This window comes from Delftia sp. HK171 (genome assembly GCF_001886655.1).
Taxonomy (GTDB): Bacteria; Pseudomonadota; Gammaproteobacteria; order Burkholderiales; family Burkholderiaceae_C; genus Comamonas; species Comamonas acidovorans.
On sequence record NZ_CP018101.1, the window covers coordinates 3,367,014 to 3,381,402 of the forward strand.

The window sequence follows — 14,389 nt, forward strand, 5'->3', positions numbered from 1 at the left end:
TGTCCTACAGGTGTCTATGCAAAAATGCAAGCGTTCAAAGAAAGGCTGATGTGAGAATTTGTAGCACCATTCTCGGCGTCGCCCTGTCCTCCATGGCCTGGAACGCGTCCGCATTGTCGTTGGGCAGTCCTCGGGGCAACGTGGTGCTGGGCGCTCCGTTCGACCTGGTGGTGGGCTTGCAGCCCGATAGCGGAAATGACGCCGGCAGCTCCTGTGTGCGCGCCGAGCTGCTGGCCGGTGACAGGCCCATCGAATCCTCGCGCGTCAGTGTCAGCCCGACCTCGTCGGGCAAGGCCGTGCGGGTGCAGGCCCGCTATACGGTGGACGAGCCCATCGTGACGCTCAAGCTGTGGGCGGGCTGCGAAGGTGGCGGCATCAGCCGCAGCTATACGCTGCTGGCGCAGCTGCCAGATTCGGTGGACGCCACAGGCAACCAGCCCATCAATGTGCGTGAACTGGCAGCAGCCGGCGCTGGCGCTGGTGCAGCCGGTGTGGCTGGCACCGCTTCTGAATCCTCTTCGACACCCTCCCGCGCGGCCGCTGCCCGCAGTGCCCGGTCGGATGCCCGGCCTGCCACGGCGTCCGCTCCCAAGGAGGCGCAGCCCCAGCCCAAACCAAAGCCCAGGCCGAAACCCAAGGCCGCGGCCGAAAAGTCCAGGCCTCCCGTGGGTGTGACCGCCCAGGCCCAGGCCGGGCAGCTGCAGGCGGGCCTGCGCATCGAACCGCGCCTGCGCATGGAGCCGGTGGAGGAGTGGCTGGGCACGGGCGGAACCCCGGGCGCCGCTGGAGCAGCCGGAACACCCGGAACACCTGAAGGCGGCGCCGCATCTGCGGCTCCAATGTTCGATGCGGGCAGCGAGCAGCTGGCCGAGGCCAACAAGCGCGTGCAGGCGCTGGAGGCCGAGATGGCGGCCTTCAAGAAGCGCGACGGCGTGGACCGTGGGCAACTGGCCCAGCTGCGGGCCGAGCTGGACGCAATGCGCCAGGAGTCCGGCGGCTCGTCCTGGCTGTTCAATGCGCTGTTGCTGGCCCTGATTGCCGCCGTGGCCGTGATCGGCTGGATGGCCTGGCGCATGCGCTCGGGTGCTTCGCTGTTCTCGCGCGAGCAAAACGCCTGGCGGGAATCGGTGGAGCGTTCGTCGCAGGACCCCGTGCCGTCGACCCCGCCGCATGTGCGCGATGACGAGATCCACACCCTGCCGCATTCCCTGGATCCCCATCGGCCCACGCGGCCCATGGCCCCCAGCCTGCGTGAGCACCGGCCTGCGGCACCGCAGCAGGACGACCGCCGGGGACCGGATACCCTGGCTTCGCCCTATGTGCAGCGCGGCGCCCAGATGCGCCCCGGCGTGACCTATGAGCTGCACGAGGATGTGGACCCTGGCGACTTCGGCCCGGCCACCATTCCCGTGCCTGTGTCCGTGCATGCCGAGCTGGAAACCGAGCCTGCGCCGCAGGCCCCGTCACCTGTGCGCACGTCCGGGCCCGAGGCCATCAAGGCCAGGCGCATGGTGCAGCCCGGCGAACTGTTCGACGTGCAGCAGCAGGCGGAATTCTTCATCTCGGTGGGCGAGCACCAGCAGGCCATCGAGCTGCTGCGCTCGCATATCGACACGCATGAGGATTCCTCGCCGCTGGCCTATCTGGAGCTGCTGCACCTGTACTACACGTTGAGCCGCCGCGACGATTTCGACCAGCTGCGCGCCCGCTTTGCCAGGCATTTCAACGCCCGTGTGCCGGCCATGCCGGGCTTTACCGACAAGGGCAGCAGCCTGCTGCAGGGCTATCCCGAGCAACTGGCACGCATTGAGGCCCTGTGGCCCGTGGACGAAGTCGAAACTTGCCTGGCGCACTACCTGTTCAAGCAGGACGGTGCACCCGACCCCGATGCGCCGGCCCCCTTCGATCTGGCCGCCTTCGACGACCTGCTGCTGCTGCTGTCCATTGCGCGCACCTCACCTGCCGGAACACGCGGCGAACCCGGCCCGCGCGAGCGCACCACGCCGCGCATGGTCACGGGCACGGCCGCAGCCGGCGCAGCCACGGCCGGCGCGGCTGACTTCACAGCGGCTGCAGAAACCACGCCGGCGCAAGCTCCTGCATCCGCGGCCACGGGCGTGGACTGGATGGCAGAGCTGCAGCCGCCGATAGAACCTGCACAGCCGCAGCCGGGCTCAGTGACGCCGCTGGAGCCGGGCCTGGAGTTCACCCCCATGGACACGCTGCCCCTGTCCACGGGTGCAGTCGGTGGCGGCGACAAGCCTGCGAGCAGCGCACCGGACTCGTTGTCCGCACCGCTGCACTTCGAGCTGCAGCCCCTGAACTTCGATCTGGATCAGGCCGGCCAACTGCCCGCAGGCCAGGTGCGCGCCGTGCCCCTGGGCGAGGCGCCTTCCTTCATCCACGATGAGTCGGCACCGCTGCTGGACATAGACCTCACGGACCTGGGCGAGAACGAGCTGCCGCATGTCGATGTGCCCTCGCGCTTTCCGCCCGTGACGCTGTCGATGCCCGGCTCGGGTGCCGTGGGTTTCAGCAGCCACAATCTCAAGGCGCCGCTGGACATGGACCTGGCGCTGGACAAGTGGGAACTGGAGCCGCCCGACACCGTGCGTGAGCACCGTGGCCTGGACGAGCCGCTGAGCCGCTCGGTGGACATGCTGCTGTCGCGCGAGACCGACCCGGCCTTTCGCACCGCGCTGCCTGATGCGGAAGCCGACAACGGGAAGGACAAGCAAAATGATCCGCCGCTGAGGGGGTGATGGAGCGCAGGGCACCTGTTGAATAAATAAAGGGAGCCATTGCTCCCTTTATTTATTGGCTGATCAGCGCTGGCTGTCGTGTGGCAGATTGCTCAAATGCAGTGTCCTGGCAAATTCGTAAATTTACGGAGATTTGTCACTGAGGAAGCAGAAGGTCCTCTCTTATCTCGCCATTGCTACCAAACAGTTCAAGATAGCCGTCATCGGAAATATCGGTTAGCTGATATTCCGTTTTTTGGAGTTCGGGAAAATCCATGTTTGTTTTTATGTCTGAGATGGTGTGCGCTTGAACTGATAGAGAAAAGCCTGCACTGAACACGAAAGCCGCAACCAGACTCGCATGAAGCCCTCTGACTCTGAAGTACCGAGGCAGCAAAAGACGGGCGGGACCATTGTCTGCGGTTCTCATCGGCGACCTTTCGGAGTTGGGGCAGCCCATTCTAGTTTTACGACTTCCGCAAGAGAAGTGCATTCGCGCCATCGAACGGCGCAGGCCGATGCATTTAGATGATCGCCCTGCACTTTCAGGCCGACGCCTGCATGCTGGCCATCAACTCGCGTGCCGCCGCTTCAGGATCCTCGGCATTGACCAGTGCCCGCACCACGGCCACCGAGCCTACGCCCGTGGCGCGCACGGCCGGGAACTGGTCGGCCGAGATGCCGCCTATGGCCACCAGCGGATAGCGCTGCATCAGCCGCACATAGGCGCCCAGGCGCGCCAGACCTTGCGGAGCCGTGGCCATTTTCTTGAGCGTGGTGGGGAAGACGGCGCCCAGCGCGATGTAGCTGGGCTGCACCGCATGAGCGCGCACCATTTCGGCATAGCCATGCGTGCTCACACCCAGGCGCAGGCCCGAGGCGTGGATGGCCTGCAGGTCGGCGCCGGCCAGCGCATCCAGGTCTTCCTGGCCCACATGCACGCCATAGGCGCCGGCATCGATGGCCTCGCGCCAGTGGTCGTTGATGAAGAGCAGGGCGCCCGTGCCTTCCACGGCGGCCACGGCGGCGCGCACTTCGCGGGCGATGGCGTCGCGGTCCTCGGACTTGAAGCGCAATTGCACGGTGGGGACACCGGCGCGGGCCATGCGGCCCACCCATTGCGCGTCGGGCAGCACGCCGTACAGGCCCAGGGACCTTGGGCAGTCCGGGAAGGCCAGTGCGGGATCGGCGCCCTCCAGGCCGAAGTCGCGCGGATCGTCGGGCCATAGCGTGGCCTCGAAGCGGCCCCTGCGCAGCGTCTGCGCCTGCCAGGCACAGGCCAGCGTCTCGGCGTCGATGGCGATGAAACCCAGGGCGCTGCAGGCCTGCAGCGCCGCAAGATAGGCCGGCTCCTGGCGCTGTGCCTGCGGCACGGGCTGGGAGGGCAGGGCGGAGCCTTCAGGGGCGAAGGTGGCGCCGTGCAGGCGCACGATGGCATCTGCCCAGGATTGGATGGAGTCGTTGCTCATGGCCGGTCTCCTCAGCCGTGGTGCCAGAACGGCGTGCCCAGCACGGGCGTGCTGGGCTGGGCGGCCGATTGCTCGGCCATGGCGCCGGCGCGGTGGGCGGCGTGGCCGGCGTTCACGGCATCGGCAAAGGCGCCGGCCATGGCGACGGGATCTTCGGACAGGGCCACGGCCGTGTTCAGCAGCACGGCGTCATAGCCCCATTCCATGACCTGGCAGGCATGCGAGGGCCGGCCCAGGCCCGCATCCACGATCAGCGGCACCTTCAGGCGTTCGCGCAGCGTCTGCATGGCATAGGGGTTGACGGGGCCGCGGCCCGTGCCGATGGGCGCCGCCCAGGGCATGACGGCCTGGCAGCCCACATCCACCAGGCGCTGGCACAGCACCAGGTCCTCGGTGGTGTAGGGCAGGACCTGGAAGCCGTCCTTGATGAGGATGGAGGCGGCCTCGACCAGGTTCAGCGTGTCGGGCTGCAGGGTGTAGTCGTCGCCGATCAGCTCCAGCTTGATCCAGGGTGTCTCGAAGACTTCGCGCGCCATCTGGGCCGTGGTCACGGCTTCCTGCACGGTCATGCAGCCGGCAGTGTTGGGCAGCACGGGCACGTTGAGCTTTCTGAGCAGTTCCCAGAAGCTGGCGCCGGTCTCGGCGGCATTGCTGCCCTGGCGGCGCAGCGAGGCCGTGACCATGGCCGGGCGCGCGCGCTGCACGGCAGCTTCCAGCACGGCGGGCGAGGGGTAGCGGGAGGTGCCCAGCAGCAGGCGGCTGTCAAAGCGCTGGCCGTACAGGACCAGGCTGTCGTCGGAGGAAGGGGCGGAAGTCGTCATGGCGTGAGGCAATGGGAGAGTCGGATGGGGCATCAGCCGCCGGTCACCGGCGAGATCACTTCGAGGCGGTCGCCGTCGTTCAGCGCCTGCTCGGCATAGCGGGCCTTGGGCACGAAGACGGTGTTGATGGCCACGGCAAAGGGCGGGCGCGGCGCAAGCTGGGCCAGCGCGTCGGCCACGGTGGCTCCGTCGCTCAGTTCGGTCGCTTGCTGGTTGATGGTGATGTTCATGGCGGCTGGGGGGAAACGAAAGGCGGGTACGGGGGCTTGTTCGATCTTAGGCAGGGCCGGGCCTGGCGACCCTGCGTGCATGTCCGGTCTGTTGTGCGTGAAAGTGCCGTGCGTGCCGTTCAGGCGGCTGCCTTGTGCTGCGATGGCGCATGCTCGACGGCAACATCGAAGCGGCGGGCCAGTTCGGAATCGCCGCTGTCGAGCAGCTCCAGCACCACGTCCAGCATGGCCGGCGCGATCATGAAGCCATGGCGGTACAGGCCGTTGACCTCCATCACGCGCGGCGCGCTCCAGCGCACGGCCGGCAGATTGTCGGGCAGGGTGGGGCGGCACTGGGTGGCGATCTCGACGATGCGGCCCTCGGCAAAACCCGGATGCACGGTGTAGGCGGCACTCAGCAGCTCCAGCGTGGAGCGCACGCTGGCCGGCGACATGTCGTCGGACTCGATCTCGGTGGCGCCGATGACGAAGAGGTGGTCCTCCTTGGGCGCAATGTAGATCGGGTAGCGCGGATGGATCAGGCGCGTGGGCCGCTGCAGCGTGACCTCGGGCGCGTGGATGCGCACCACCTCGCCGCGCACGCCGCGCAGCGCGGGCCACTGGCCGCGTGCGCCCAGACCCCGGCAGTCCAGTACCCAGTCGGGCTGGCCCGGCGTGCCGGGTTGGAAGTCGGCCAGCTCGCGCGGCTGGTTCCAGTGCTGCTCCACGCCCAGGCGGGTCAGCGTGGCGTGGAGTGCGGCCAGCAGCTGGCGGTTGTCCAATTGGCCCTCGCCCTGCAGGTACATGGCCTGGGCAAAGCGCCGTTCAAGCGCGGGCTCGCAGTCGTGCAGGGCCTGGTCGGCCAGCGGCTGCAGCGCGGGAAGGCTGGGGTTGATGCGGCGGTTTTTCTCCAGCAGGCCGAAGAAGCGCTGGGCATCGCCCGCGTCCTGGCGGTGCCAGAGGATGAGGGTGCCGTTTTGCTGGAAGAACACGGGCGCATCGAGCTGGGCCAGCAGTTCGGGCCAGCGCGTCAGGCCGTGCTGGCCCATGCGCACCACGCCGGGCTCGGTGATGGCCGATTCGGCCAGGGGCGCGAGCATGGCGGCTGCCACGCGGGCCGCGGCGCCATCGCCTTCGGGGCCGTGGGCGTCGTATACGGCAATGCCGTGGCCGCGACGGGCCAGCGCCAATGCCAGCAGCCGGCCCATGAGGCCGCCGCCCAGAATGGCGATGCGGGAAGAAGCTTGTAGAACGGACATGTGCATCTGGTGGTCAAGTGCGCCCATGCCCGTGGGACTGCCGGCCGGCTGTCCGCGCACAGGGCATGTGCTGGACAAAACGCGGCGTACCACCCCGATTGATTGAAACTCCCCACGCCAGCATGACCTGGATCGGGTGCAGGGGCGCTGCGCGGCAAGGTGCCTGTGGTGCAGGCTTGTGCGGCAGGGGGCTGGTCGCCCCGGGGCCCCAGGGTGTTTCTCAGTCACGCATCGGCGAGGCGGGCCAGGCCCTGTTTCACCGACGGGACACCCCTGTTTCGTCCGTCAGCAGGCATTACAGCACATCCCGCAGCTGCCGGTATTGACCATGCGCATGGGTGATAATTTTCGCCCATGACTGCCGACCACTCCCCTTCGACCGCCGCATCCCCCGAACCGGCTCCCGCCGCGCGCAAGCGCTATGCCCGCGTGCTCATCATCGCGGGCTCCGACAGCGGTGGCGGCGCCGGCATACAGGCCGACCTCAAGACCTGCAGCGCACTGGGCTGCTACGGCATGACGGCCATCACGGCCATCACCGTGCAGAACACGCTGGGTGTCAGCGGCATCCACGGCATTCCCGTGGACATACTGCGCGGCCAGATCGATGCGGTGGTCGAGGACATCGGCGCCGACGCCGTCAAGATCGGCATGCTGGCCACGCCCGAGGTGGTGCAGGTGGTGGCCGATGCCATCCGCCGCCACCAACTGCGCAACGTGGTGCTGGACCCCGTGATGGTGGCCACCAGCGGCGACCGGCTGATTGCCCCGGAAACCGCCTCCGTGCTGGTGCGCGAGCTGTTCCCCCTGGCCACCGTGGTCACGCCCAATCTGGACGAGGCCGCACTGCTGCTGGGCCACTCCATTGATGGCATAGACGCACTGGACGGCGCCGTGCAGGAACTCCTGGCGCTGGGCGCGCCGGCCGCCTTGCTCAAGGGCGGGCACTTGTCGGGCGATCTGGTGGTGGACCTGCTGGGCCATGGCAACGGCCAGCGGCTGCGCCTGCAGTCGCAGCGCATTGCCACGCACAACGGCCATGGCACGGGCTGCACGCTGTCTTCGGCGATTGCCTCGCACCTGGCGCTGGGCCTGCCGCTGGAGGCGGCCGTGGCCCAGGCGCGCGATTACATCCTGGGCGCGATTGCGGCCGGCGCCGATGTGTTCACGGGCGCCGGCCATGGCCCGCTGAACCACGGCTATGCGCCGCGCGCGCAGGTCGTGGTCAACGGCTGAACGTCCAGCCAGACGTCCAGGTAATCAGCCAAGGTCACCAACCCAGGTCACCAGCCCCAGGTCAGGCTGCGCGCCACCCAGCCCTTTTGGCCGTTGTCGCGCTGGACCTGGGCCCAGGAGCCCTGTTTCCTGAGCGTGCGCACCACTTCCATTTCCGCCAGCTTGCCCACCACGCGATGATTCTGGCCCGGGCCGGCGCGCAGGTTGGCGGTGCGCCCGGTCACCACCATGTGCGGGGTCTTGCCGGTCAGCGGCGCATGCACCCAGCCCAGCGTGCTCTCGTTGTCCCTGACGCGCAGCCACTGGCCCTTGCGCTGCACCACCTGCAGCGGATAGCCCTTGCCCAGCTCCCACAGCGTGGCCGAGCGCGTGGTGGGCTGCTGCCGCACATTGACGCTGGAACCCTTGACGCTGACGAACTCGCGCGCATGGGCGACGGCCGGGGCCAGGGTGGTGGTGAGGACGGCGAGGGCGGTGGCGGCTGCGGCCAGCCAGCGGGCGGCACGGCGTTGATTGCAAGGCACGGGAACGGGTCTCCTTTCGTTCGAGGTCGGCTGGCGCGCGGAGACTTTCCAGCGCGGGCCGAGCCCAGGGAAAGCGCGTGGGATCAGGCGATGCCGCTATAGTTCCTGAATGAAACTGACGGGCGGCACCCCGGGTTCGCCTGCAATCGCCCGGGCTTGCCGTACGCTTGCCGCACCACAGTGTTTTCCAGGAGGGCTTGTATGCACCATGCTGTTTCCCGATCCGGCGCGCAGGGCCGGCACGCGGCGATTCTGACGGCCTGCCTTGCGGCGGGACTGGCGGATGTCCAGGCGCAGGAGGCCCAGGCCGTTGCCGCAGCCGCCGAGGGCCGCGACGCGGCCAAGGCGCAGGAGGGTGTGGTGAACCGCCCCGAATTCGGCCCCGCGCTGCTGGCGGCCGCCCAGGCGGGCGAAGCGCTGCAGGTGCGCGACTGGCTCAAGCGCGGCGCGCCGGTGGATGTGCGTGATCCGCAGGGCAACACTCCGCTGCTGCTGGCCGTGCGCGGCAACCATGTCGAGGTCGCGCGCTCCTTGCTGGTCCACGGGGCCAATCCCAATCTCAAGAACGACCTGCAGGACAGCGCCTATCTGCTGGCCGGTGCCCTGGGCCGGCTGGAAATCCTGCGCATGACACTGTCGTATGGAGCCGACCTGCAAAGCGTCAACCGCTACGGCGGCACAGCGCTGATCCCCGCCTGCGAGCGCGGCCACGTCGATACCGTGCAGGCCTTGCTGGCTGCCGGTGTGCGGGCCGACCATGTGAACCGGCTGGGCTGGACCTGCCTGCTCGAAGCCGTTTTGCTGGGCGATGGTGGCCCGCGCTACCAGGACATCGTGCGCCAGCTGATCACGGCGAAGGCGGACCTCAGCCTGCCCGACAAGGACGGCGTCACGGCCCTGGCCCACGCTCGCCAGCGCAGCCAGCATGAGGTGGAGCGGCTGCTGCAGGAGGCGGGAGCGCGCTGATCGGCGCAAGCGAAAACGCCTGAGATCGAGGTCTGAACACCAGAATCAGACGGATCTGATTGCTTGGGAAAGGTCTTGTTGCAAATGATTTCCATTTTCAACAAAGGCCCTTGCCATGCGCACTTCAGATTGCCGTTCCCGACCTTTCGTCTCCGGCCCCCAGTCATGCCTTTATTCGGTCTTCGCTGCGGCGCTGGTCACACCTGCATACGCGCAGGATGTGCCCCCTGAGGATCGCCAGGTCCAGCTGGCGCCGGTCACCGTTTCGGGACCGCGCACCACCGGCTCGCGCACCGAGGCATCCGACTCGGTCAAGTACGCCAAGCCGCTGCTGGACGTGCCCCAGACCATTACGGTGGTACCGGGGCAGGTGCTCCAGGAACAGAACGCCCTGAGCCTGCAGCAGGCGCTGTCCAATGTGTCGGGCATCACCTTCAATGCGGGCGAGGGCGGTGCGGGCTCTGGCGACAGCATCAACATCCGCGGCTTCAGCGCCAACGCCAACCTGCAGATCGACGGGCTGCGCGACAGTGGGCAGAACAACCGCAGCGACCTCTTCAACACGGAGTCTGTCGAAGTCATCAAGGGCCCGAACTCGGTCTTTGGCGGGGCGGGCACCTCGGGCGGCAGCATCAACATGATCAGCAAGCAGCCCAAGGCCCATGACTTCACCGAGGCCGACGCAGGCCTGGGCACGGCCAGCTACCGGCGCCTCACGCTCGACACCAACCGGGTGCTGGCTGGCGGCAAGGCCGCCATGCGCCTGAACCTCATGGGCCATGACAGCGACGTGGCCGGGCGCGACACCATCTTCAAGCGGCGCTGGGGTGTGGCGCCCTCGCTGGCTCTGGGATTGAATTCGCCCACGCGCGTGACTCTCAGCTTCTTCCACCAGAACGATGACAATCTTCCCGACTTTGGCGTGCCGGCCTTTCGCGGCAAGATGCTCGATGGCGTCTCGCGCAATGCCTACTTCGGCTGGCGCAACCTTGACCGCGAAAAGATCAGCCAGAATGCCCTGACCGCGAAGATTGAGCATCACTTCGCCTCGGGCGCCAAGCTGCAGAACCTCTCGCGCTACTCGCGGCTGAGCCGCGATACCGTGATCTCTGCCTCGCATGTCGATCTCCGGGGCATGCAGCCTGGCTACTACCGGCCCGCAGGGCCCCAGGCCTATGGCCGCGATGCGGCCACCACACTGTGGATCAACCAGACCAACCTGACCCAGCGCTTCGACACAGGCGTGCTGGGGCATACGCTGATCACGGGCTTCGAGATCGCGCGCGAGACCTATGACCGCACCACCTCTTCCTACAACATCAACCGGCAGTTCCCGGCCGGCGGCTATCCGCTGGCCCGTCCGCCCGGATACTGGACGGGAACGACGGACTTGCAAAACAGCGGAAGAAACGAAACCAGCCTGGACACCCGCGCGCTGTATGCCACCGACTCCATTGCGCTGGGTCCGCGCTGGGATCTGAACCTTGGCCTGCGCTATGACTGGATCGACGGGCGCTCCAACGCCACAACGGCCGCTGGCGTGCGCACCTCGGTGGACAGCTCCGACGGCCGGCTCAGCGGCCGCACGGCTCTGAGCTTCAAGCCCGCCGACAACGGCCGCATCTACCTGGCCTACGGCACGGCCTTCAACCCTTCCGCCGAATTCCTGGTCTCCACGGGCTCGGGCCTGGATGCGGCCACGGCCTCGCTGGCACCCGAGAAGAACACCAGCCTGGAACTGGGAACCAAGTGGGATGTGCTGGACCGCCAGCTGGCGCTGACCGGCGCCCTGTTCCAGGTGGACAAGACCAATGCCCGAGAGCAGATGGCCGATGGCAGCTATCTGCTAGCCGGAGAGCAGCGCGTGCGCGGGCTGGAGCTCGGTGCCGCAGGCAAGGTGACGCCGCAATGGGATGTCTTCGCCAACTACACCTTCATGGCCAGCAAGACCCTCAAGTCATTGAACGAGCCTGCGCGTGTGGGCCAGGCGCTGGGCAATACGCCGCGCCATTCGCTGAACCTGTGGACCACCTATGCATTGCCCCAAGGCTGGACGGTGGGCTATGGGGTGCGCTTCGTGGGCACGCGCAATGTCACCTCGGCAGGCGATGGGAAGCTCTCTGCCTATTGGGTGCACAGCGCCATGGTCGGCTATGAACTCAACCGGCAATGGAAGCTCAGGCTCAATCTCGAAAACATCGGCAACAAGGCCTATGTGGCCGGCGTGCGCCAGCGCCTGGGCGAGCAGTCGCGCTCCTCGGCCGTTGAATACGGCGAAGGCCGCACGGCCAGGGTAACGGCAACCTATCAGTTCTGAGCCTCGGGATTCGTTCGCTAGCGCGCGGCCAATTCGGCTGTGCAGCAGGTGTTGACACACCAGCTGGTACGCAGCAATCGCCAGCGCGCTTGGGAGGGTCTGCAAACCTCGTTTAGCAGACCCTGTTCATGTCAGAGACGGCATGGCCTGCCCAGTTGACCTGCTATCTGCCTTCCAAAGCCCGTTTAACAATCTCACCGTGCCTGGTTCGGGCCTTGCACTCCATTTTTGCTCCTCGATGACTTCCCCTGGGGTCCCTGTGAAATCTCGTTTTCTGGAATTTCACCCAATCAGATCAATAAGTTGCGATCGATAGGTTGCTATTAAAAGGCGGGTCGCAAACTCTATTTAGGGAGTTGGCTTGAAACGGTAATTACAAGTTACTGCGGGGGATTTGATAGAAGGTCAATGGCTGGAACTGAATTGCATGCTACTTGTGAGGCTATTGGGTTATCAGTGGTTCTATCTTTTATACTTTTTTTGATTGAATGAAAATTCAAGGTGGCGTTTTCTTGAATGAATAGGCTAATTGTTCTTTTACATTAAAGATTGTGCTGGGTTTAATTATTTAATTTAGGTGAAATAATGTCTTTAAAGATCATTCCTGCAGTTTTGGTGTCGCTTTGTTCTGTGGCTTACTCCGCACAGGATAAAAATGGCAGTGATAATTTTTCACATGAAAATGTTGATCTTGTTTCTCTTGAAAATGAAGCAAGAAATAATAAGTACGTGCATGTCTTAATTGACATGAATGTGATGAATTCAATTCATGATCTACAGAAAAATCCAAAAATCAACTTTGAAATAGAACAAGAGGAGTTGCTTGAGAGCATCAAGGAATATTATGTAGAAGGTGCCGTCTGGAAAGGCTCGCTGGGTCAATTATCTGTATATGTGAACAATGTTGGTCTTGAAAAATTGTCCAAAAATCCGTTAGTCAGAGCGCTTGTTCCTGCAAATGATTCTGAAATGATTTATGATCCCTATGGTGATATTGAAAAAATAAAACGAGAGATAATAAGCAATGGTATCGCAATCGTAAGCGTCATTCCTGCAAGTTCTATCGATGGTGAAATGAAAGGGCGTGCGTTGGGTTCATCTGACCCCATGCAAAGGAAGAGAGAGTTTATTAAATCTCTGCACGCCGAGAATTTTGGAAAACTCTGGATGGATGGGGCTAGATCGATAAATGGAGAGCTATCTTCTTCGGCTGAAAGTCAGTCCATTAATTTGGAGGTGAAGATAGAAGGTTTATATGAATTGAAAAATAGAAAAGATATAAGATCAATAAGATTGATCAACAAGAAATATATGAGATTGGATTCTGATATTAATGGATTTGGTATTCATTTGGATCCAGCGGCAATAGATGAGGCAGAACTGTCTGGACATGCGGCGATCATCATCCATTTGAAACGCTACCCTGGGTATACCCCAATTTCCGGTATATTGACTCCTGAGGAAAAAAAATCACAGGCAGAGGAAATTAGAAAGATTTTCTCTGAAATAGTGGAAAAAGTTGAGCCTGGAGCCACGGAAAGACTGCAGATTGTGGAAGGAATCGCATCTGCTGCAATCGAATTGAAACTAGAATCAATTCTTCGCTTATATAAAAATCCTGACTATCGAATTGAGAAAATTGATTTTAGTAAGCCGATAGGGGAGCTATCTCTTAACACCAGTACAGCAGGCGGTGTGGGTGGAACTAATGCTCAGTACATATGGCAATATACAAGAGGGGCTTCTCAATGGATTGCGGTGATTGATAGCGGCGTGCAGTCTATGCATCCCATATTTAATAACAAGACCATTCTTCAGGCTTGTTATGGCACAAATAACGCAAATCATTACACTACATGTCCCGTGCCTGATGCCAATGGGGATACCTTGCCGGATACCTTTTTTGGGGCAGCAGAGCCTTGTGGGTTTTTAGCCCATCCAACACCGAATTTTCCGACCAATCACATATGTGCGCATGGTACTCATGTTGCCGGTATTGCTGCCGGTCGAGGTGGGCAACATCCTCAGGGGGGTATCTTGAACGGCGTTGCTATCGATTCGAATATTGTTGCAATTAATGCAATATCCAGGCAGCGTTCGAATCCGAATAGCGGCGTGGTCTATGATATTGATCTTGTTAAAGGTCTTGATTATATTCGTCAATTAAGAGTAACGAGGCTTTACGAGTTGACTGTGAATTTGAGTATTTCTGGATTGAGTTCGTTGGCTTCCGCATATCAAAATAACTGTAATGAAGTAAATCCCCAGGTCAGCGACCTTGTTGCAGATCTAAAATCCCGTGGAGTGGCGGTGGTTGCATCGACTGGAAATAATGGCATAAGGGGAGGTATTGGTTATCCGTCGTGTATTTCAGGCGTTGTAAAGGTGGGATCAATAAATAAATATACAGGATTATTCTCAAATTTCACCAATATTAATAATCCAATAATGTATTCCGGACATTTCTTTCTTGCGCCAGGGGGAGGGATTGCGTCTGCTGTACCTACCGGTCAATATGGCGTGGCAGATGGAACATCAATGGCGGCGCCACATATTGCTGGGGCTATCGCTTTAATAAAAGCAGTTGCCCCTAATGCGACTGTTGATGATGTTAATAATTTCATCGCGGCAAAGCATTCGGTTCCTAAAGAGATTATTCTTTCTCCAGGTAATAGTGTAATAGTCAGGTCATTGAAATTCTCGTAGACTGATTTTGTGTAGTCAAAGTTGAAGGCCTTGAAGTCGAGAACGTCCGACTCCAGAAACTACTGGCCGAAGTGCACCTCGACCTGGACGCGCTCAAGGTCGAGGCTCGGGGCAAACGCCAGCCCCGCAAGACAAACGCAA

11 protein-coding genes are annotated in these 14,389 nt (G+C 62.6%); 5 read left to right on the forward strand and 6 right to left on the reverse strand.

Annotated features, from left to right (window positions below):
- Positions 1 to 50 precede the first annotated feature (50 nt).
- A complete protein-coding gene (locus tag BO996_RS15260) occupies positions 51 to 2,762 on the forward strand; it encodes a type IV pilus assembly protein FimV (RefSeq protein WP_232240324.1) in 2,712 nt (903 codons plus the stop codon).
- A 136-nt stretch (positions 2,763 to 2,898) separates the two neighbouring features.
- Here BO996_RS15260 and BO996_RS28780 read toward each other — a convergent pair whose 3' ends face one another.
- The 5 genes from BO996_RS28780 to BO996_RS15285 all read right to left on the reverse strand — a co-directional run bounded on the left by BO996_RS28780 (position 2,899) and on the right by BO996_RS15285 (position 6,448).
- A complete protein-coding gene (locus BO996_RS28780; RefSeq protein ID WP_198041235.1) occupies positions 2,899 to 3,171 on the reverse strand; it encodes a hypothetical protein in 273 nt (90 codons plus the stop codon).
- A 115-nt stretch (positions 3,172 to 3,286) separates the two neighbouring features.
- Positions 3,287 to 4,210, reverse strand: a complete 924-nt coding sequence (gene thiE / locus BO996_RS15270) for a thiamine phosphate synthase (protein ID WP_071955420.1) — start codon at positions 4,208 to 4,210, stop codon at positions 3,287 to 3,289.
- A gap of 11 nt (positions 4,211 to 4,221) precedes the next feature.
- Complete coding sequence (locus BO996_RS15275; protein WP_013802786.1) at positions 4,222 to 5,031, reverse strand: thiazole synthase; 810 nt, start codon at positions 5,029 to 5,031, stop codon at positions 4,222 to 4,224.
- Between the two features lie 32 nt (positions 5,032 to 5,063).
- Positions 5,064 to 5,261, reverse strand: coding sequence for a sulfur carrier protein ThiS (gene thiS / locus BO996_RS15280; protein ID WP_012205130.1), 198 nt, complete (start codon positions 5,259 to 5,261; stop codon positions 5,064 to 5,066).
- A gap of 119 nt (positions 5,262 to 5,380) precedes the next feature.
- A complete protein-coding gene (locus BO996_RS15285) occupies positions 5,381 to 6,448 on the reverse strand; it encodes an FAD-dependent oxidoreductase (protein WP_232240544.1) in 1,068 nt (355 codons plus the stop codon).
- 405 nt (positions 6,449 to 6,853) lie between these two features.
- On the opposite strand from BO996_RS15285, the gene thiD reads away from it, so the two are divergent.
- Positions 6,854 to 7,735, forward strand: coding sequence for a bifunctional hydroxymethylpyrimidine kinase/phosphomethylpyrimidine kinase (gene thiD / locus BO996_RS15290; RefSeq protein WP_071955422.1), 882 nt, complete (start codon positions 6,854 to 6,856; stop codon positions 7,733 to 7,735).
- Positions 7,736 to 7,782: 47 nt separating this feature from the next.
- Here the strand turns inward: thiD and BO996_RS15295 are convergent, their stop codons facing one another.
- Positions 7,783 to 8,259, reverse strand: coding sequence for an SH3 domain-containing protein (locus tag BO996_RS15295; protein WP_071955424.1), 477 nt, complete (start codon positions 8,257 to 8,259; stop codon positions 7,783 to 7,785).
- A 201-nt stretch (positions 8,260 to 8,460) separates the two neighbouring features.
- On the opposite strand from BO996_RS15295, the gene BO996_RS15300 reads away from it, so the two are divergent.
- The 3 genes from BO996_RS15300 to BO996_RS28785 all read left to right on the forward strand — a co-directional run bounded on the left by BO996_RS15300 (position 8,461) and on the right by BO996_RS28785 (position 14,248).
- On the forward strand, positions 8,461 to 9,225 hold the full coding sequence (locus tag BO996_RS15300) for an ankyrin repeat domain-containing protein (RefSeq protein WP_012205134.1): 765 nt from the start codon (positions 8,461 to 8,463) through the stop codon (positions 9,223 to 9,225).
- 115 nt (positions 9,226 to 9,340) lie between these two features.
- A complete protein-coding gene (locus BO996_RS15305; RefSeq protein ID WP_071955426.1) occupies positions 9,341 to 11,542 on the forward strand; it encodes a TonB-dependent receptor in 2,202 nt (733 codons plus the stop codon).
- Positions 11,543 to 12,127: 585 nt separating this feature from the next.
- Positions 12,128 to 14,248, forward strand: coding sequence for a S8 family peptidase (locus BO996_RS28785; protein WP_083571221.1), 2,121 nt, complete (start codon positions 12,128 to 12,130; stop codon positions 14,246 to 14,248).
- Positions 14,249 to 14,389 lie beyond the last annotated feature (141 nt).